Source organism: Citrobacter sp. Marseille-Q3906 (genome assembly GCF_916618775.1).
GTDB classification, from domain to species: domain Bacteria; phylum Pseudomonadota; class Gammaproteobacteria; order Enterobacterales; family Enterobacteriaceae; genus Citrobacter; species Citrobacter murliniae.
The window spans coordinates 2,662,365-2,683,268 of record NZ_CAKAKA010000002.1; the positions used below are offsets into that span (position 1 = coordinate 2,662,365).

13 protein-coding genes and 1 pseudogene are annotated in these 20,904 nt (G+C 51.3%); all 14 read right to left on the minus strand.

The features are described 5' to 3' along the window. Positions 1–2: 2 nt before the first annotated feature. Positions 3–5,111: pseudogene (locus LG384_RS16950) on the minus strand (adhesion domain-containing protein); the annotation flags it as partial. Between the two features lie 110 nt (positions 5,112–5,221). Next, positions 5,222–6,187 (minus strand): SinI family autotransporter-associated protein, encoded by a 966-nt coding sequence (locus LG384_RS16955; protein ID WP_045446108.1) that lies wholly within the window; start codon positions 6,185–6,187, stop codon positions 5,222–5,224. Positions 6,188–6,242: 55 nt separating this feature from the next. Further along, positions 6,243–8,429, minus strand: coding sequence for an intimin-like inverse autotransporter SinH (sinH, locus tag LG384_RS16960; RefSeq protein ID WP_225761260.1), 2,187 nt, complete (start codon positions 8,427–8,429; stop codon positions 6,243–6,245). Positions 8,430–8,647: 218 nt separating this feature from the next. Then, positions 8,648–8,863, minus strand: coding sequence for a zinc ribbon domain-containing protein (locus LG384_RS16965; RefSeq protein ID WP_045446115.1), 216 nt, complete (start codon positions 8,861–8,863; stop codon positions 8,648–8,650). 51 nt (positions 8,864–8,914) lie between these two features. Further along, on the minus strand, positions 8,915–9,997 hold the full coding sequence (locus LG384_RS16970; protein ID WP_225761261.1) for a Gfo/Idh/MocA family oxidoreductase: 1,083 nt from the start codon (positions 9,995–9,997) through the stop codon (positions 8,915–8,917). Positions 9,998–10,060: 63 nt separating this feature from the next. Continuing rightward, positions 10,061–11,602, minus strand: coding sequence for a peptide MFS transporter (locus LG384_RS16975; protein ID WP_225761262.1), 1,542 nt, complete (start codon positions 11,600–11,602; stop codon positions 10,061–10,063). Positions 11,603–11,900: 298 nt separating this feature from the next. Then, the gene (gene der / locus LG384_RS16980; protein ID WP_045449743.1) at positions 11,901–13,373 is read right to left on the minus strand and encodes a ribosome biogenesis GTPase Der; all 1,473 of its coding nucleotides are present in this window, start codon (positions 13,371–13,373) and stop codon (positions 11,901–11,903) included. A 117-nt stretch (positions 13,374–13,490) separates the two neighbouring features. Beyond that, a complete protein-coding gene (bamB, locus tag LG384_RS16985; protein WP_045446125.1) occupies positions 13,491–14,669 on the minus strand; it encodes an outer membrane protein assembly factor BamB in 1,179 nt (392 codons plus the stop codon). Between the two features lie 10 nt (positions 14,670–14,679). Next, on the minus strand, positions 14,680–15,300 hold the full coding sequence (locus LG384_RS16990; RefSeq protein ID WP_045446128.1) for a YfgM family protein: 621 nt from the start codon (positions 15,298–15,300) through the stop codon (positions 14,680–14,682). 13 nt (positions 15,301–15,313) lie between these two features. Then, entirely contained in the window at positions 15,314–16,588 is a 1,275-nt protein-coding gene (hisS, locus tag LG384_RS16995) for a histidine--tRNA ligase (RefSeq protein WP_045446131.1), read from the minus strand. Positions 16,589–16,698: 110 nt separating this feature from the next. Further along, the gene (gene ispG / locus LG384_RS17000) at positions 16,699–17,817 is read right to left on the minus strand and encodes a flavodoxin-dependent (E)-4-hydroxy-3-methylbut-2-enyl-diphosphate synthase (protein WP_048220829.1); all 1,119 of its coding nucleotides are present in this window, start codon (positions 17,815–17,817) and stop codon (positions 16,699–16,701) included. Positions 17,818–17,843: 26 nt separating this feature from the next. Further along, positions 17,844–18,842, minus strand: coding sequence for a cytoskeleton protein RodZ (gene rodZ / locus LG384_RS17005; RefSeq protein WP_200010313.1), 999 nt, complete (start codon positions 18,840–18,842; stop codon positions 17,844–17,846). 283 nt (positions 18,843–19,125) lie between these two features. Next, positions 19,126–20,292 carry a bifunctional tRNA (adenosine(37)-C2)-methyltransferase TrmG/ribosomal RNA large subunit methyltransferase RlmN gene (locus LG384_RS17010; RefSeq protein WP_045446140.1) on the minus strand — a complete coding sequence of 389 codons (1,167 nt, stop codon included), beginning with the start codon at positions 20,290–20,292 and terminating at the stop codon, positions 19,126–19,128. Between the two features lie 169 nt (positions 20,293–20,461). Beyond that, the gene (ndk, locus tag LG384_RS17015) at positions 20,462–20,893 is read right to left on the minus strand and encodes a nucleoside-diphosphate kinase (protein WP_045446143.1); all 432 of its coding nucleotides are present in this window, start codon (positions 20,891–20,893) and stop codon (positions 20,462–20,464) included. Between the last annotated feature and the right edge of the window lie 11 nt (positions 20,894–20,904).

A 20,904-nucleotide genomic window follows, 5' to 3' on the forward strand; every position in this document is an offset into this window, starting at 1 on the left:
AAAATGGCGTCCAGCGTCGCGTTAATACTGGCGTTATTATCGAGCGTAACTTTCAGCGTCGTTTTATACCCCGGCGTATTGTTCTGCTTAATCGTAAAGGTCGCCGTACCGTCTGCTCCGGTAGTACCTTTTACTGAGTTACCGCTGTCGGCAAGTGTAACCGCAGCACCGGATGGCGGCTGAACGGTGAGATCGTCCATCGCATCTACGTCGCCGTACAGCGTTTCTCCCACATTTCGGGGCAAGGCATCACCACGCGTCAGAGTAAAGGCGACATTTGGCACCGTTTTCCCGGCACTATCTTTCACCGTTACGGTGACAGGCAGAGCGTCTCCTTTTTTCGCTTTCGTAGCCTGAGTACCTGTATCAAACGCCGTCGAAGTCAGTTCAATCATTTCCGCTTTAGGATGTGGATCCACCAGACAAAGAATCAGGTTTGTGATTGTCGTACTGATATCCCGCCGCCACTTACCGTCAATGAAACTGATAGACTGGTTATCCCATTTACTTCCCGATTGCATCTGGTCATACGCCCACCAGTTAGCGCCTGTGAAAAGCGGTAACCCCAGGTCAGTTTCTATCTTCGAGTTCGGGTGATCGTTATACAAAACCTGTAGTTCACTGCGCAGCGGCTGATACTCCTCGCTACACCCTGACTGGCTGCTGTCTGATTTATCGACTCCCGACGGCTTCGCCCAATCCTCACGATTAATAGTGATAAAGGATGCCCCCGACAGTTCAGCTTTAAGCTGCGGACGTCGGAACTTCACGCCAGCGCTACTGGTGAACGTTTCCGGCATATGACCCCAGAAGTTCGCTTTTGGGGTGTCCGGGCTTGTGAGCGTGGTAAAAACGGCGCTTAGTGTTTGCGATGCAGCACTTCCATCATCCAGTGTCGCCTGCAGTGGTATTCTGACACCCTGCCCCCTGCCAGTCTGGTAAACGTCCAGCATGACGGTACCGTCGGGGCCGGAAACACCGTAAAAATTATCGTCGGTCAACAATCCAACGATCTGACTGGCATTATCTGTGACCCAGATAAGCACTGACTGATAATCATGCCATTCAACGCCCTGGCGGTTTACCGCTACGCCATGATTAATCATGAAGGGCGCATTTCCCAAAAGGTTGCCCTTACTGTCACGCGTGGTCACCTTAAAGACTGCGCGCTCATGGTTGTCTGGTTCATCGGTTTTGACTTTAACCACATCGTAGCCGTCAATTTTAACCGCATCACTCGAAGTCAGCTCAACCTTTGCCACCATCAAATTAGCGGTGGTCTGGCAGGTCATATACCTCATGTCACTTGCAGACAGGACGGTACTGGTTGCATTACTGAGCTGGACACTTTTGTATCGACGATCCCCTGAATTTGCGGGATTCGCAGAGCTGGAGCCATAGTTTTTCAGGACAAGCCAGCCATCAACCTCATGCCCTCTCCAGCTACCTGATAAACCTGACAGCGAATCCACATTGGGAATATATGCCGCCCCGCAGCCACCATTGCTGCTCTTCTCCGCCTGCGCTTCGGTAAACAGCGCCCAGATTTCGTTATCTTCCTCCGGCCCTTTACGTTTATTGCCGGGATTACCCGTAAGTTCAGCAAATAAGATTGGGCGCTTAAAAGTTATACCGTCTGCCACTAACGTTTGCGGCATATGGCCCCACATTTTCGCTTTACTGGTATCCGGGCTGGTGGGCACGGTGAAAATAGTATCTATGGAGGCTTTTTTGGTCGGATCAGAGTAAAGCGTAGCAGTGATAGCCGTTTTGGTGCCGTGGGTGTCTGGCCGGGTAATAGTAAGAATTTTGCTACCATCATTGCCAGTTATGCTGGTGTAGAGCGTTGCAACATCGTTCAGCGAAGTTCCTTCCACCACCACCGGAGCAACAATGCCGTCACCGCTACCGGCAATGTGTTTTTCATTGGATCGGGTATATCCATCGCCACGATTAAGGGTAAATGGCATATCCGGCATCGGATTGCCTGCCGCATCTTTTATCGTCACCTTCACCTGTAACGTTTCGCCCTTTTTAAGCTTCGCGGCGTTCAGTGAACTACTCCACTGCGCCTGATCCACCACCTCCAGGGTGATGTTCTGAGCAGAGGGATTCGCGTTGGTCAGACAGCTCATATAGACGGGTGAGCTGTTGTTATTTACCAGCGTGCCGTTGTTCAGCCAGGTGGCGTAGAGATGCGGTACTTTATCGGCTGGTGTGCTACTCCAGTATTCCTCGCGTTGGGTCGGCCAGCCGTGTACGGCCTGAATGGAGTTATTGCTGTTGGCATCGTATAGCGCGGCCAGCTGCGTTCTGCCCGGTACCTTATTCGGTTCGCAACCGCCTGCAGAGATATCTTCGATATCTGCCTGCGCAACACGCGCCCAGATTTCATTATTTTCGGTTAGCGAACTCTGCTCACCTGCCACTTCTGAGGCTAATTTCGGGCGTTCAAAGGTCAGGGAGCCGACATGAATGGTGTCATCCATATGCCCCCACATTTGCGCGCCGGAAACATCCGGGCTGGTTGGGACGGTAAAAACGACGGAGTAATTAACGGTATTCGGCAGAGAGGAATTGACCGGCATAACGGTAAGCGGTGTTCTTAAACCCACCCCCTGCGGCTGTTCAATTTCTGCCGTAGCGATCCCCTGCGCATCCGTGGTGCCGGAATAGACCGTTGATGTCTCCCCGGTACCGTACTGTGTGCCGTTCACGGTGATAACACCACTGGTCGGATCGGTGTAGCCTGACGCCTGACCAGCCCGATCAAGCCCCATTCCTTTGGTAATCGTAAAAGCCGCATTAGGGACTGGCGCATTATTGGCAGCATTGACGGTATGCACCGTCATAGTGATTTTTTCACCGACCTTCGCTTTGGCAAGTTTTGAGTCCGGCGCAGTGTCTTTGTCGGTATCGACGACCACTTTCGCTATCAGCTCGTCGGCAGAACAGGTGAGGTAGTTTGGCTTAAGCCCTGAATAGGAATCGACCGCCCCGCTCCCCAGGTCAACGGAGACATGCGTGTCAGGTTGCGCCACAGCCGTCAGATAATCCTGCTTTGCCGTCGGCCAGCCGTGTTCGGTACTGATGGTGTTTTCCTGGTGGTCTGCATATAAGCTTTCCAGAGAGCGTTGTTCAGGAATATGTCCGGCACCGCATTCTGTCTCCATGCTGGTGCCTTGATCAAACAGCGCCCAGTCCTCGTTATTTTCACGCACCGAACCGACTTCGTTAGTCGTTTCATCCACCAAACGTGGGCGTTTGTAGAGATGACCCGCTTCCATAATCCCATTGCCCATATGTCCCCACATTCGGGCATATGAGCTGTCCGGGCTGGTGACGACGGTGAAGATCACGTCTTTTGCGTCCGTGGCGGTAAAGTTGCTGCGCATCTTCGCCGTGATATGCGTTTTTACCCCAGCGCCACCGGCGTTCGTCAGCAGCACAGTCGCCTGGCCATTGACGTCGGTCATCCCCTCATAGTTGTGCTCGTCCATCTTCCGCAAATTACTGTCGCCCGTGAGCTGTACCGGGTGAATCTCCCAGTCCGGACTGGTTTCGCCCTTGCGGTTGACGCCATCATCCAGATGCAGCGAGAAGTAGTAGTATGACAGCGGCTGATTATTATCTTTCTTATCGGTAATGGACAGACGCATGGCAACCTGTTCGCCCACCTGCACTTTCGTCGCCTGTAGACTCTTATCATACTGTTCCAGCGTCAGCGTAAGCTCCGGCTCGACATCAGGCTCTGTTTTATCCACGCAGCTCACGATGAATTTTGTGCTGTCCGGCTTTTGCGCTTCGCTGCGGTCAGACACGTCTGCCGCATGATGCTGCCCGGTCATACCAGCCAGAGATGACCAGTAGTAGTTACCCTGCATCGGCCAGCCTGCGACTTCCTGAATGGAGGTCGGAACCACCGTTGCCAGCGCGCCGAACTGGCGCATCCCTGGCAGAATAGCGCAGTGTTTATCAGCCCCGCTCCAGATAAATGTCGACCAGGTTTCGTTGTGATCCTCAACCGTACCGTCTTCATTGCTCACTTCAGCCGCCAGTTTCGGGCGGGTAAAGGTGTACTGCTGCGCCGTCAATGTGTCTTCCATATGGCCCCACATGTTAGCCTGCGATACATCGGGGCTGGTAAGGACGGTGAAGATCACTGCTGTTTCGCTGGTCTGTGCGATCCCCGGCAAATGGACAGTCAGAGATGTTTTAACCCCCGGACCATTCTGCTGCGTCACCTTCACCATCGCCACACCACTGGCATTGGTAGTGCCATGATATTCCGTCGCGGAGGTGGTCAGCTCCGTGGTCTCCAGCATTACCGGCCCGGCATTGTTCACCACACCCTGACGGTTTTTTGCATCACCGCGCTTGATGATAAATGGAATATTGCCCGCGGGATTTCCCTGGCAATCTTTCGTGGTGACGATCAACGTAATGGCATCACCGACTTTGGCTTTCGCAGCGTTAAGCGTGTCGTCATAGCCAGCAACGTTCACGGTAACCAGATCGCCCTGCGCTGGCGAAATATTCAACGTCACCAGCTTTTCGCTGAGTACAACCGGACCTTGATTTGGTGTACCGGTCAACGTGAACAGATCCAGCGAGGGTAAGCTTTCATTCGGATCAAACTGTGGGATCGCTGCCAGTTTATGTCCTGCCAGATTTTGTGCGCAGAAGGAACGATCCGGCCGGGGTTGCGGGTTGAGCGGTATATCCGGCATAGCGGCTTCGGTCCAGACCAGTGAAACAGCGGGCAGAGTCTGATTTGCCCAACGTAGCATGGGTGGACTACCGAAGATGTCGCCCTCCGTATCGCGCGGGTTAATAAGCACCATACTGGTAGCCGTTGCATCTACGCTAAAGTCCCTGGGCATTGCATCAAAAGCGACCGCGTGCTCTGTGGTGGGATCAAGTTGGACGCTGCCCTGATAGACCGGCACGCTGGCACTATCGGCAAAGGGGCTGGTGCCGTTGATCACCCCGGTTGAAATCCCTGGTTGTATCCATTGCCCTCCTTTTAACGCCGCCTGTGAAGGGAATATCACCGCAGGAGTAAGCAACAAAAAAATCATCCATTTAGCAAGCTTCTGATACCCATCCATGAGTAAAAACCACCTTTTCATCATCTTTGTTCAATACGTTTTGATTAGAGGCTTTCGCTAAGCAAAACGTATGGAAAATGCCATCCCATAAGGGATGACATTTATTGATGTTACTTGCGCTGGAAATCGATAGACAAACCGTAGCCCTGAACACCGTCGTTGCCAATGGTGATGCCATCTCCGGTATAATCGAAAGCTGCCTTCGCTTCGGCATTGGTAAGCGGAATAACCAGATCCTGGTTGTTGTTGCCAGGATTGACCAACCCACCCGCTGTACCCAACTGCAAGCTGGTGCCGGTGAACCGCCAGCGATAGTTATACTGGTTGGTAACCTCTTCGCCCGTATCGTATTTATCAGGCGTTCCCCCCGCTTTATCTTTCCACAGCAGGACCTTATAGGTGGTATTGGTTTTAAGTTTGGTGGTTGTGCCAAGCAGGTTGGTGGTTGAGCCGGTTTCATAGATAACAGCATGCACTGCATCATCAAATACCGGGCCCTCTGGGATATCATCGCTGTCCGATCCCCCACCCGTATTGGCTGACAAATCGTTCAGCAAAATCTCCTGTGCCACATTAGGATCGCCGGTGGTTGTTGTCGGTGTTATTTTGATACCGATATAGCGATCTGCATCCGCGTCTACAATCGTGTAGCTATCGCTGCCTTTCGAACCGATCTCCTGAGGATCTGCACCAGACTGATCGCTGTAACTCATCCACTGCACGGTTGCTTTTGTCGCCGTGTTATTGTTATCCAGGTCACCCTGCTCATCGCCAATGGCCCAGTTTATCGTCACTTTGTCGCCGACATGGAACTGCCTGTCACCTTCAGAGCTGACTGTACGACTGCCGCGATCAACAGTAACAGTGACATGCGCTTTATCAGTATCGGCAATATCTGTCGCGCTTCGGGTGATCCACGGCACCGTCCCTTGAATGCTCCCGGTATTCTCTGTTACTGACTGCCATTGCCCGGCTTTCAGTTGCCCATCTGCCGCTATCGCTGGCACTGCACAATAACCCGCTAAAGCCAATGCCAGCGCGACTTTGGTCAAATGCTGTTTTGTTTCCTGCTGCATATTTACTCTCCTTAGTTAAACTTCAGCTGCTGGCCGATCGGCCATTACGCCCATTTCATCTCTTGCGATACATGACGCGCAGCCCATAGCCTTGCACCCCATCACCGGCCCCCGCACCAAACATCTGTGCTGCCTCTCGATTGCTGGCAGGAATAACCATATCTTTATTATCGGTATTAGCCTGGGCTCCCGTTTCACCATGCGCGCTCTGTCCGGTGAATTGCCAACGGTAGTCATATTGCGCCATTTCGTTGTCGCTTAATTTTTCTGACTGCTGGAAGTGACTATCTTTGTTGGCATCGCGCCAAAGAATAAAACGGTAGGTACTATCGAGAAGAAGAGGCTCTTTACTGCCGATTAAATTCACAGGTTTAGCCGCGCCAATCCGATAAATAAGCGCATTTAATTCCCCTGAGCCAGCATCAAAAAACGTCACATTGATATAGTTACTGTCGTTGTAAGGCTGTGCTTTAACTTTCCAGCGGAAAGTACCCGCCAGCGTACTGGCCAGCGTGAGAGTACCTTTCTCTTTATCTTGTGCCGCAATAAATACACAGGGCGTTTCACCTGGACAGGATTTCTTCGCCAGGCTGATTTTTTTATCATTCGCGTCATACAGTTCCGGACTAAGGTTATCATCCGGCAAAGGATTCCCCTTGCTGTCAGTGCCATCACCAAAACTGTCGGTAACGTCAAGATCAACCACTACGCCATCGACACCATCTGCCTGAGCACGGGCATCATGGTTGTGATTGTTCTCATCCGGTACGCTGGAAATGTTATTGACGATAAGTTCGATTTTGCGATCCTGTTGAACGGTTATGTCAACCACGCCGGAGTTTTGTCGGTTGCCCTTTTCATCTTCCAGCGTCAACCGTACTCGCCAGGTATTGATCCTCTGCTGTTCCGCTTCGTCAGAACTGTACTGCCAGGCAGGCAGCGTCAAATTCCAGTGGTTATTGTTACCTTCGGTGATCGCCTCTTCTTTGATGACTGGCATAACCAACGTACGCGCGGCGTTATTTTTCGCTTGCCAGGATGCAGCAATGATTTTGTAGTGATGACTAATAAGCGCGTTGATCGTCCATTTGCATTTCTCCAGCCCGATGGCTTCTTCCGGGGAATCCTTAATCACACACTCCGGATGCGCATTAGTTGCATCAGCTTTCAGCCATAGCGTGACGTCTAGTGGTGCTTTCTCACGATATTCCAGCACAATAAAATTGTTACGTTCGACAAAATCATGACGGCTCCCCTTTAGCGAATGCGATGCTTTCACATTGTCTGCATTGAGTTGATCTTTTAGAGGCACGCCGAACTGGTAGCTCAGTGCAGCATTGATGGCGAGATCGTTGTTGTCACCCGTACCGGCTTTGTAATCCGTACTGATGGTCAGTAATGGAACAGGCTGATAGTTCAGGCCCAGCGTAATAGCCTGAGGATCCTTTTCTAAATTGTCGCTCCCGAAAAGGGCAACTTCATTACCGTAGTACTGCTCATAAATAATTTTGCCGCCAAACTGAGGATACGCGGGCAGCCAGGCTTCTGCGCGAACATCCCAGCCACGCGCCGGTCGCTCTTCATAGAAATCCAAATCTTCAGAATCTTTCCAGTCTGAAAGCGGGTGATAATAATTTCCGGAGAGTTTTAAATAATCTGCCCATGCTTCTGCGCCTAAACCAAGTCGACGATGCCCACGGGTAAAATCATAATCATAAAATATATTTGCACCCAGAAGCCATTCATTTAAATCATGTCTTACACCAACCCCCATATTTCCAATAGTACGATCATCTTTTCGCTGGGTTGAAAATTGACTGAAATAAACAGTACGCCGGGTCTCATACCAGGGAACGAAATAATCGATTGAAGAACCGTCCAGATCACCGCCTTCTCCAACAGACAAATTGGTTCGCACCTTACCATAAGGAGACATCAGCCCCTCAAGAGAGGATTGAGCCGTTGAGGTTATCTGCCCTTGCAGATAGCTTCTGGCCTGCGACTCCAGCGCTTCAGGAGTAAGGTTCGTAAATCCCTGTGTCGCAGACCCCATGACATAGTCGGCACTTTGCTCTTTAAGTGAACTTTTTTTGTGTTCTTGTTCTTCCTGCGTGGATTCACTTGCCAAATCGGGAAATGAATTATCAGAAGAGGACTCACCCTTGTTCGCAGATGTCTCCGGTACTGCATATGCCGCACCAGAAATGAGCATAAAAATAATAAAGCGCATCCATTGCACCATAATATATCCCTATGAATTAAGGCTTCCATTATTAATATGAAATTAATCAGCCTCATTAATATTATATTATGGAACTACGAAAACATGCACTTCAGAAAACCTAAATTAATTCTTAAAAATAACTAAACACGTTTTTTAAGATTATATTCATCCTTGTCCCGAAATATTCATAAAATGAATATTTCGGGACATAATGACATCTGATTAAAATCATTCAGTCAACGTGCAATAAACTCCACACGTTTTTTAGAGATGAGCCCATGGCCATTCTGGCAAAAATAATCCACTGCACCGCAGGCTTTTAGTACCTGGAGTGGCTGATGGCACTCCGGGCAATGCGCCTCCAGTTGGACATCTTTATTGCAGCGCTCACAGTGTGCCACACCGTTTTGTGGTTCCAGTTGAGCATGACAATCCGGGCAGTTAATCGACATGGAGACTCCTTACAGGGAATTCATTATTGCTTTGATATTAACACGATACACTTAATGTGGCCCACGCAACTGTTGCTGCAACGTTAGCAAGTGCTCGACTTCTTCAAGCCTGCGTTGTGTCGTGCGCCCCACCTCTTGCGGGCTGCGTTCAAACAGACTTTGCGCCCCCAGAATGTGCTCTGCCAGGCAATGAGCGTAAATCGTACCTGGAAGACTCCAGCGCAGCACAGTGTCACCATCAATAAGTTCAAGTGCATCTTCTGCGCCACGTCGGTCATAGCTGATGATTCGTCCATCACTTAAATGAAGTCGCAAACCTTTTTGTCCACCAGCCGGACCCGCGTATTTGTTTAGCCAGATATCCAGCGCAATACCGCTAATTTGCCCCTGGAGATGAGCCTCTCCCTCTGCGGTGTGCAGATCGCCCAGGCTGATATCACGTCCAGGACGGTCTTTGGCCTTCATAACTTGCAACGTGATGTCGTCATTTCCCCCCAGGTAACGCACTGTTTCACGCAGCATCGCCAGCACATGTGTACCAATATCCAGTATCACGCCATCCGGATGGCGAAGTTCGCGTGTATCCGGCTCACCAGTAGCAAAGTTGAGCGCTATTGGCTCCCCTGTTGCGTTAAATCCACTCGGCTCCTGCAAAAAACCTTCGATTCTGACGATGTCGGAAAAATGAGAGATAAGAGCCTGCGGGCGGTTATCACCACGCCACTGCGGATCGAGTTTCCCCAATGCCAGTTGCATCGCACCGGTGCGTGCCATCCAGTGATCGAGCGCCAACACACGAGACGCGACGCCAGGCATCGCAAGTAACGTTTTCAGTTTTTCTATTTGAGGAAGCGTAGCGACAATCGGTTTTTCGACCACTATGCGTGATATGGGTGAGGCCAGCGCCAGTTCAAGAACGTCAAGATGGTGAAGGGATGCGGTCGTGACAAACAACGTATCAAGAGGCTGGGTTAAAAGTTCAGCGAGTGACGAGCAGCGTGTCACACCTTCTGGCTGCTTTACAGGTTGCACATCAAATCCGAGACAACTGGCTGAATTCCCGAAGAGGTTTCGTATTGCGGGCAAATATGCCGTTTCAACCACTGCGCCAAGCCCAACAAACCCTAACAGCATGTACTCACCTCATCGATTGAATTGCCGGGGCATAACACCTGCCCCGACAAAGTTGAGGTTTTATCAGGTGTTGGTTGCCGGTTTAGTCTGCACATTCTCCAGCATGCGGCGTACCGGAACAATGAGAACAATCAGTACTGCGGCACAGATAAGCAGCGCAATGGAGCAGCGCGCAAACAGATCCGGCAGCATATCTAGCTGATCGGCCTTCACGTGACCACCAATCAGGCCCGCCGCCAGGTTACCCAGCGCACTGGCGCAGAACCACAGTCCCATCATCTGACCACGCATTCTTTCTGGTGCCAGCAGCGTCATAGTCGCCAGACCAATCGGACTCAGGCACAGTTCGCCGAGAGTCAGCATCAGGATACTGCCCACCAGCCAGAAAGGTGAAACGCCCGCACCGCCGTTACTCAGCACGTTTTGCGCCGCCATCATCATCAGACCAAAGCCCGCCGCAGCACAGAGAATGCCAATAACGAATTTGGTGATACTGCTCGGGCGAATGTTCATGCTGGCCAGCTTCGGCCACGCCCAGCTGAACACGGGTGCCAGCAGGATGATAAACAGCGCATTGATCGACTGGAACCAGACAGCCGGTATTTCAAAATCGCCAATCATACGGTTAGTGTAGTCGTTGGCGAACAGGTTGAATGAGGTTGGCTTTTGCTCGAACGCCGACCAGAAGAATGCAGCAGAAATCAGCAGAATAAAGCAAACCAGCAGTCTGGCACGCTCTTTACGGTTCAATCCGGCAAAGAAGAACAGGTAGATAAAGTAGAGGGCAACGGATGCCGCAATCACGTACACCAGCATGCTGGCTACTGCGACCGGGTTAATCACAATCACGCCCTGGGCGATCAACGTAACAACAATTGCCACACCTGCTGCCAGTGCCAGCAACCACGCTCCCACACCTTTTCTCTTCACCACCGGACTGTTCCAGGTGGAATCCAGTCCGACTTCACTGTCGTAACGTGTCATTGCTGGCACAGCAAAGATACGGAAGATGAGCAATGCTACCAGCATCCCTATCCCGCCAATACCAAAGCCCCAGTGCCAGCCATGGCTTTTAATCAGCCAGCCGGAGATCAATGGAGCAATGAAGGAGCCTATGTTGATGCCCATGTAGAACAGTGAAAAACCGCCGTCACGTCGCGCATCGCCTTTTTTGTACAGCGTACCGACCATAACAGAGATACAGGTCTTGAACAGGCCGGAGCCGAGCACGATGAACATCAGGCCGATAAAGAACAGGTTGTCACCCATTACGGCTGAGAGCGCAATCGACAGGTGGCCAAGCGCAATCAGGATAGAACCATACCAGACTGCTTTCTGCTGACCGAGCCAGTTGTCCGCCAGCCACCCGCCAGGCAACGCGGCGAGATACATGGTGCCGGCAAAGATACCGACAATCGCTGAGGCATTTTCACGTGCCAGCCCCATGCCGCCATCATAAACGGTGGCGGCCATAAACAGGATCAGTAGCGGACGAATACCGTAAAACGAAAAACGTTCCCACATCTCAGTGAAGAACAGTGAGCCGAGCGGATAAGGATGACCGAGGAACGTTCGGCTTTCTTTTTGATTAACAGAGGATTGCATAATTCTCCCGAAAAGGTATGTCGTTGTGCTTATAAACACCGCGATGTACGCCAGCCAGTTACTTATCTGGCCGATTTTTTACATGCGGCGAAGAATAATTTAACCATTTGATAACCTGATGCCAGTTTTGTCTAGTACCAACCCCAGGACTTTAAGATGAAAATTCGACAATTGTCTACTTTCTTAGATTTAAACTTGGCGAATGAAGAATAGTGTTTGACATCGCGTAGACAAAAATACGCTTTAAAAAAACAAAAAAAAACCGCGACGAGCGCGGTTTTTTCGAACTCAGCAAATATTATTTGCTTTTCTTAATGTGCTTAATCAAACGCTTACGTTTACGCATCTGGGTTGGGGTCAGTGTATTACGTTTGTTCGCAAACGGGTTTTCCCCTTCTTTGAACTGAATACGGATCGGCGTCCCCATCACTTCCAGTGACTTACGGAAGTAGTTCATCAGATAGCGTTTGTAAGAATCTGGCAGATCTTTCACCTGGTTGCCATGAATCACCACAATCGGCGGGTTATAACCACCGGCGTGAGCATATTTCAGCTTCACACGACGTCCACGTACCAGCGGTGGCTGATGATCTTCTGCCGCCATGGTCATGATGCGAGTCAGCATTGCGGTACTGACGCGACGCGTTGAGCTGTCATACGCTTCACGTACGGATTCAAACAGGTTACCCACACCGCTACCGTGTAGCGCAGAGATGAAGTGTACGCGCGCAAAATCGATAAAACCCAGACGGAAGTCCAGCGTCTCTTTTACCTGCTCTTTCACTTCCTGCGTCAGGCCGTCCCATTTGTTGACGACAATGACAAGTGAGCGCCCACTATTGAGGATAAAGCCGAGCAGCGACAAGTCCTGGTCAGAGATACCTTCGCGTGCGTCAATCACCAACATCACTACGTTGGCGTCTTCAATCGCCTGCAGCGTCTTGATAACGGAGAACTTTTCTACCGCTTCAGTAATTTTACCGCGCTTACGAACACCCGCGGTGTCAATCAGCACATATTCACGACCATCACGTTCCATCGGGATATAAATACTGTCGCGCGTCGTTCCCGGCATGTCGTAAACCACAACGCGGTCTTCGCCCAGAATACGGTTAGTAAGTGTGGACTTACCTACGTTAGGACGGCCAACAATCGCCAGTTTAATCGGCAAATCTTGCGGGTTGAAATCATCTTCTGGCTCCTCTTCACCGTTTTCTTCAGCTTCGAGTTTTGCCCAGTACTCCGCATCTTCATCGACTTCTTCCTGAGGAGCTACGTCATCCATCCACGGCAGCAGAACATGTTCCAGCAGACTGAGAACACCACGACCATGGGAAGCCGCGATCGGGTGGATTTCACCCAGGCCCAGCGAATAGAAATCGACAACCGCCTGGTCCGGATCGAGCCCGTCAGTCTTATTGGCGACGAGGAAAGTGGGTTTCTGGCGGGAACGCAGATGTTTGGCAATGGCTTCGTCTGCCGGCATCAGTCCAGCACGAGCATCCACCATGAACAGCACAACGTCAGCTTCTTCAATGGCTAACAATGACTGTTCAGCCATTCGGGTTTCGACACCGTCTTCAGTGCCGTCAATACCGCCGGTATCAATACAGATAAACTCGCGGCCTTCAATTTCCGCACGACCGTACTTACGGTCACGAGTCAGACCCGGGAAATCCGCAACCAGCGCATCTCGGGTGCGAGTTAGACGGTTAAATAACGTGGATTTGCCAACGTTAGGGCGCCCGACAAGCGCGACCACAGGTACCATGTTTAAAGCCTCATTTAAAAAATCATCAGACAACGGACGCATTTTTGCGCCGTTGTTAAAAACAGTAAAACGGCCCCTGCACCAGGAGCCGTTTTTCAAAGCGAGCGGCCGGGACGATTAACGCGTAATGGAATACAGCGTACCGTCTTTCGCCTGGATGAGCAGTTTACCATCAGCCGAAACAGGTTCGGTCAGGAAGCCTGAGCTATCAACTTTCTGCTGGGCCACAAAACGACCGTCATCAACGTTAATCCAGTGCAGATAGCCTTCGCTATCACCCACGACTAAGTTGCCATTGTACAGCACCGGAGACGTCAGCAGACGGTGCAGCAGATCGCTTTGCGTCCACAGCGTTACGCCGCCGTCAGTAGTTAACGCCAGCACGCGGTCATTCTGATCAACCAGATAGATACGGTTTCCATCAACGATGAAGTCATTCACTGACCCCAGTTCGCGTTTCCACATAATCTGACCGCTGCGCAGATCAAGCGCCGTCAGGTTACCATTATAAGCCAGGGCGTAAACAACGCCATTGACGATAACCGGCGTGGTATCAACGTCACTCAGACGATCGATTTCAGTTGGACCCGTTGCCTGAGAAATACGCTGTTGCCAAATCATCTGACCTTGCTGCATCAGCACGGCACTCACACGACCGTTATCCCCACCCACAATGGCTGCGCCAAAAGCGGTTGCTGGGGCTGATTCGCCGCGTAAAGAAAGGGAAGGCATATCCAGGTTAACGGTCCATTTAATGGCACCATCCGCTTCATTTAACGCCTGTAGCTGACCATTGCTGGTATGAATCAACACCACGCCATCGCTGACAACCGGACGAGACAGGGCTTCACCGGCGACTTTCGTCTGCCACGCCGTAGTACCATCGCTGGTATTCAATGCGTAAACCTGTGCTTTTTCGCTACCGATATAAACATGACCACCGGATACCGTCACACCACCGGAAAGCTGTGCTGACGTTCTGGAGAACCAGCCGTCTTTCTCCGCCAGATTGACGGACCAGACTTCTTTACCATCGGCCGCGTTCAATGCTTTAACTACACCAGTACGATCGGCAGCATAAACGACGTCATCCGCCAGCGCAGGATGAAGATTAGAATAGAAATCACCAATACCGTTGCCTACAGAGGTGCTCCAGGCTGTAGACGGAGTAAACTGATTTTCGACCACCGGTAATGGGGACATCTTAACGACATCTTCTTCGCCACTAAACAGTGAACAGCCGCTCAATAGGGTAACGGAAAGCAGCCCTGGCAGAAGTAATTTACGCAATTGCATCGGGTCCCTCTCAGATGGACAAATTATTGATTTTCATCTGCATCATTTCGCTCAGAGCAGGAGAGGCATCGCTTTTCACGCCAGCTTCCCATGCGCTACGCGCACCTTGTTTATCGCCTTTGCTCAGCAACGCTTCACCACGCAGATCGGCCACGATAGCCACCCACCCTTCGCCTTTAACAGCATCGAGTGTTTTCAGCGCAGTATCGGCTTGTTTAAGCTGAACCTGCACGCGTGCAAGACGCAGATTAATCACCGCTTTGAGATTCTCATCGCTGGTGGCCGCCAGTCCTTGTTGCAATTGGGTAGCGGCTTTCTCAAGTTCATTTTGGTCAACAAACTGCTGCGCAAGTTCCATTGAAGCTAACGCGCCGTATGTATTTTTGTTCTCCGCGGCAAATTTCTCTGCGGCAGGAATACTATCCGGTTTACCTGCGCTTACCGCAGTCACCGTATTTTGATATGCCAGAGAAGCAGAGCGTGCGGACTCCGTCTGATGGCTGGTCCAGTAACGCCAGCCGACCAGCGCGCCAACCCCTAAAATTACCCCAACAGCCAGTGCTTTGCCGTTTTCAGCAAAGAAGCGTTTAACCGCATCAACCTGGTCGTTTTCGTTCTCGTAAATTTCCACGCTGTCCTTCTCCTTAGCCCAGTAAAGTGCGCAAATGCGTGGCAACGCTATCCTGCGCTACTGCCGTTTGCTCACCAGAGCGCAAATCCTTCACTACAACAGTACCGTCAGCCACCTCGGACTCACCCAGTACCAGTGCAACGCGGGCGCCCCACTTATCGGCGCGGGCAAACTGTTTCTTAAAGTTGCCGCCACCGTGGTTGGTCATCAGTTTCACACCGGGAACTTCATCGCGCAGACGTTCAGCCAGCGTCATTGCCGCCGACTGTGTATCCACGCCCGAAGCGACCAGGTATATATCGACAACAGGGGAAGCAATAAATTCCGGATTAACTGCCTGAACTAACAAAACAAGTCGTTCCAGACCCATGGCAAAACCCACTGCCGGAGTCGCACGACCGCCAAGTTGCTCTACCAGGCCATCGTAACGTCCACCCGCACACACGGTACCCTGCGAACCCAGGCTGCTGGTTACCCATTCAAACACGGTGCGGTTGTAGTAGTCGAGGCCACGAACCAGGCGCTGGTTAACGGTGTAGGCAATTCCAGCAGATTCAAGCAGCTTGCACAGACCCGCGAAATGCTCGCGAGAGTCGTCATCCAGGTAGTCACCCAGTGCAGGAGCATCATTAAGCAGGGCCTGTACTTCAGGGTTTTTAGAGTCCAGCACGCGCAGCGGATTGGTATACATGCGACGCTTACAGTCTTCGTCCAGCTTTTCTTTATGCTGCTCCAGGTAGGCCACCAGTGCATCGCGGTAATTTGCACGCGCTTCGAGTGAACCGATAGAGTTCAGCTCCAGGCTAACATGCTCGGATATACCCAGCGCGCGCCACCAGCGAGCTGTCAGCATAATCAGCTCTGCATCGATGTCCGGACCTTGCAGGCCAAACACTTCGACACCCAACTGATGGAATTGGCGATAGCGTCCTTTTTGCGGACGTTCGTGACGGAACATCGGCCCGATGTACCACAGACGCTGTTCCTGATTGTACAGGAGACCATGTTCGATGCCGGCGCGTACGCAGCCCGCGGTTCCTTCAGGACGCAGAGTCAGGCTGTCGCCATTACGGTCCTCAAAGGTATACATCTCTTTTTCAACCACGTCGGTAACTTCACCGATCGCACGTTTGAATAACGGGGTCTGCTCTACAATCGGCAAGCGGATTTCACTGTAACCGTAGCTACCGAGCACGTTTTTGAGTGTGCCTTCAATGCGCTGCCAGATGGCGGTTTCGCCAGGCAGATAATCGTTCATGCCGCGAATGGCTTGAATGTTTTTTGCCACGTTTATTCTCTTTATGAATATAAAAATGAACCCTCAACGCTAACCCGAATTCTACGGGCGCCATGCGGGTTCAATCATACACGGGAAGCACGCCGCTTCCCATCACGTTATTATTTTTCAACCTGCTGCACATCAATTCGACGCGTTTCATCCAGAATGCTGGCTTTGGCACGAATGCGGGCTTCAAGCTGCGTAATCATATCGTCGTTATCGATACGATCCTTACGCACGCCGTCTTCATACAGGCCGCTTTTCTTGTTGCCGCCGGTCACGCCCAGCGTCGAAACCAGTGCTTCACCAGGTCCATTTACCACACAACCGATAATCGAAACATCCATTGGCGTGATGATATCTTCCAGACGTTGCTCCAGCGCGTTAACCGTACCAATGACGTCAAATTCCTGACGGGAACAGGTTGGACAGGCGATAAAGTTGATCCCGCGCGCGCGGATGCGCAGCGATTTCAGAATATCGAATCCCACTTTGATCTCTTCGACCGGATCGGCTGCCAGAGAGACTCGCAGCGTGTCGCCGATCCCTTCGGACAACAACAATCCAAGTCCGATCGCAGATTTAACCGAACCACTGCGCGCGCCACCGGCTTCGGTGATCCCAAGATGCAACGGCTGATCGATCTGTTTCGCCAGCAGACGATAGGATTCTACCGCGAGGAAAACGTCCGAAGCTTTAACGCTGACCTTGAACTGGTCGAAGTTCAGACGATCGAGATGATCCACATGACGCATAGCTGATTCCAGCAACGCCTGCGGCGTAGGTTCGCCGTATTTTTCCTGTAGATCTTTTTCCAGCGATCCGGCATTTACGCCAATACGGATAGGAATATTTTTATCACGAGCGCAATCCACCACCATGCGGATACGCTCTTCGTTACCAATATTGCCAGGGTTGATACGCAAGCAATCGACGCCGTATTCCGCCACCTTCAGCGCAATGCGATAGTCGAAGTGAATATCGGCAACCAGCGGGACAGATACCTGCTGTTTGATGAGCTTGAACGCTTCGGCGGCATCCATTGTCGGTACTGAGACACGAACAATGTCAGCGCCTACGCGTTCCAGTGCTTTGATTTGATTGACCGTCGCCGCCACATCAGTGGTGCGTGTGTTCGTCATAGACTGTACGGCGATGGGTGCGCCATCGCCAATCGGCACATTCCCAACGTAAATGCGTGTCGATTTTCTACGTTGAATTGGAGCCTGGTTATGCATTAAAAAATCTCCCGCATTGCCGTCTGTTACTGAGCCGGTGATTGTTCGGCATTAACGGTCAGACGCGCAACCTGGTTAGTTCTGATAAAACGACTCAGGTCGACAGGTTTACCCTGATACTGAATCTGCACTGCTGCCGGAGCACCAATTTTCAGTTTGTACGGTGCCTGGCCGGTAAGATTTAAATTGCCATCTTTACGCTGCATGCCGCTAAACAGTTTTTTACCGGTCGCGTCCGTAACTTCCAGCCAGCAGTCGGCGGTAAAGTTCATTACCAGGGCATTAGCATCAGCAGCAGGTGTTGTGACACCCGCCTGATCAGTAGGCAACGGCGCAGCTGTATCTGGCGCAGCAGGGGCTGTGGTCGCAGTATCAACATTCGCCTGAGAAGGTGCCACAACAGCATTTTGCGAAGCATCTGTAGCAGGTGCTGGTGTCGTAGCAGCATCAGGCGTTTGCGCTGAACCGGCTACTGCACTCTCTTCCTGAGCCGGGGTATTATCCTGGCTTGCTGCTGCGCTGGTATCCAGCGGCACGCTTTGTGCATTATCTTTACCGGCATTCAACTCAGCAGAAGACTGATCGGCCATCGTGGTGATCTCTTCCTGCTGCGCTTTATGGTTCTGCCACCACCAGGCACCTGTCAGTCCTACAACGACGAACAGCACCAGCCAGGTAAAGGTCATTAACCAACCGTCACGTTTTTTACGACGTTTACCCAGCGAAAAGCTTTGCATCGGGGCAACTTTGGCTGGGCGAATCGGAGCCTGTTTTTCCAGCCCTGGCAACAGTTCTTCTTCAGGAATATGCACCAGACGCGCATAGGAACGGATATATCCACGCAGGAATGTTGAAGCAAGATCGGCTGGCGCCTTATCTTCTTCAATATCACGTACCGTGGAAACCTTCAGGCAAAGTCGCTCCGCGACTGCCTGCTGGCTGAATCCGAGTTGTTCACGGGCATTGCGCAGACGAACGCCGGTGGTTAGTGCTTCATTTTTGTCGTGCGTGGCTTCAGTATTCATTCGCTACAGCTGCGTAAATTGGGGTTCTGATGCCGGTGAGTCACAATGCTCACCCACACCGCGAAACATCTGGTCAGTTAACCTTAGTCTGACAGTATAAAACGGTCTGACTATCAATGACAAAACAGCGTAAACCTGAGGGCTAAACTCTTGTTGCGCCGCTACATACTGCCTTAAAGTCGACAAAAACGCACCGTTATTATTGTCGAGGCAGCGACAACAAAGAACCTCATGTACTTATATCGCACTACGGCACATTAATTATACCGTAGTGCGCTCAACATCAAACGGTCTTGATATCGATAGACTCACCCTGCATACGCTTACGCAGAGTACGCTTGGTGCGGTCAATAACATCACCCGCCAGCTGACCACAGGCTGCATCAATGTCGTCACCACGTGTTTTACGCACAATGGTCGTGAAACCATAGCTCATCAACACTTTGGAGAAACGATCGATACGGCTATTGGAGCTACGGCCATACGGCGCGCCAGGGAACGGGTTCCATGGGATCAGGTTGATCTTACACGGCGTATCTTTCAGCAATTCGGCAAGCTGATGGGCATGTTCGGTACCATCGTTGATGTGATCCAACATCACATACTCAATCGTAACGCGCCCCTGGTTCGCATTGGATTTCTCCAGATAACGACGCACAGCCCCCAGGAACGTTTCAATATTGTATTTTTTGTTGATCGGCACAATCTCGTCACGAATTTCATCGTTCGGCGCATGCAAAGAGATCGCCAGCGCAACGTCAATCATATCACCCAGCTTATCCAGCGCAGGTACAACGCCTGAAGTAGACAGCGTCACGCGGCGTTTTGACAGGCCAAAACCGAAGTCATCAAGCATGATTTCCATTGCCGGTACCACGTTAGTCAGATTGAGCAGCGGTTCACCCATGCCCATCATCACTACGTTGGTAATCGGGCGCACGCCCGTCGCTTTCACCGCCCCGACGATCTTCGCCGCGCGCCAGACCTGACCAATGATTTCCGATACTCGCAGGTTGCGGTTAAAGCCCTGCTGAGCCGTAGAGCAGAATTTGCACTCTAACGCACAACCAACCTGTGAAGAAACACACAGGGTAGCGCGGTCATCTTCCGGGATGTAGACCGTTTCAACGCGCTGATCGCCAACCGCGATGGCCCATTTGATGGTGCCATCAGACGAACGTTGTTCTTCAACAACTTCAGGCGCACGAATTTCAGCCACTTCTTTCAGCTTGTTACGCAGCACTTTATTGATGTCAGTCATGTCATCAAAGTTGTCGCTGCAATAGTGGTACATCCATTTCATGACCTGATCGGCACGAAACGGCTTTTCGCCCATCTCTTTGAAGAATTCGCGCATCTGCTGACGGTTCAGATCCAGCAGGTTAATTTTTCCATTTTTATTTGGAACCGCAGCAATGGCGACTTCAGAGGTGTTAACTAATTCAGACATAATATTTTCCGGCCTCGTTGTTACACGTTATGGCCCGTGGAGGGTTAAAAAGAAACGCCCCGGCAAGCGGTCTGCTCTTCCGGGGCGTTGCATTGTACAAAGTCTGGCGCAGGGATGCCACGTTTGCACGAAGCATTAGCGAAAATAATATGTAAACGAACCCGTTAAATTAACGAGTACGAGCGCACACTTCGCCTTCACCGAAGAAATAGGCGATTTCGCGCGCGGCAGATTCTACCGAGTCGGAACCGTGAGTGCCGTTCTCGGTGAAACTGTCAGCGTAGTCCGCACGCAGGGTACCCGCCAGCGCATTCGCCGGATTGGTAGCGCCCAGCAGATCACGATGACGCTGAACGGCGTTCTCGCTTTCCAGCACGGAAACAACAATTGGACCAGAGGTCATGAATTCAACCAGACCGTCAAAGAACGGCTTACCGTCGTGCTCGGCATAGAAACCACGAGCCTGCTCAACGGTCAGGTGCAGCATTTTAGTACCGACAATTTTGAACCCTGCAGCTTCAAAGCGCGCAAAGATGTTCCCAATAACGTTTTTTGCCACCGCATTTGGTTTGATGATGGAAAAAGTACGTTCAATAGCCATGATTACCTCTG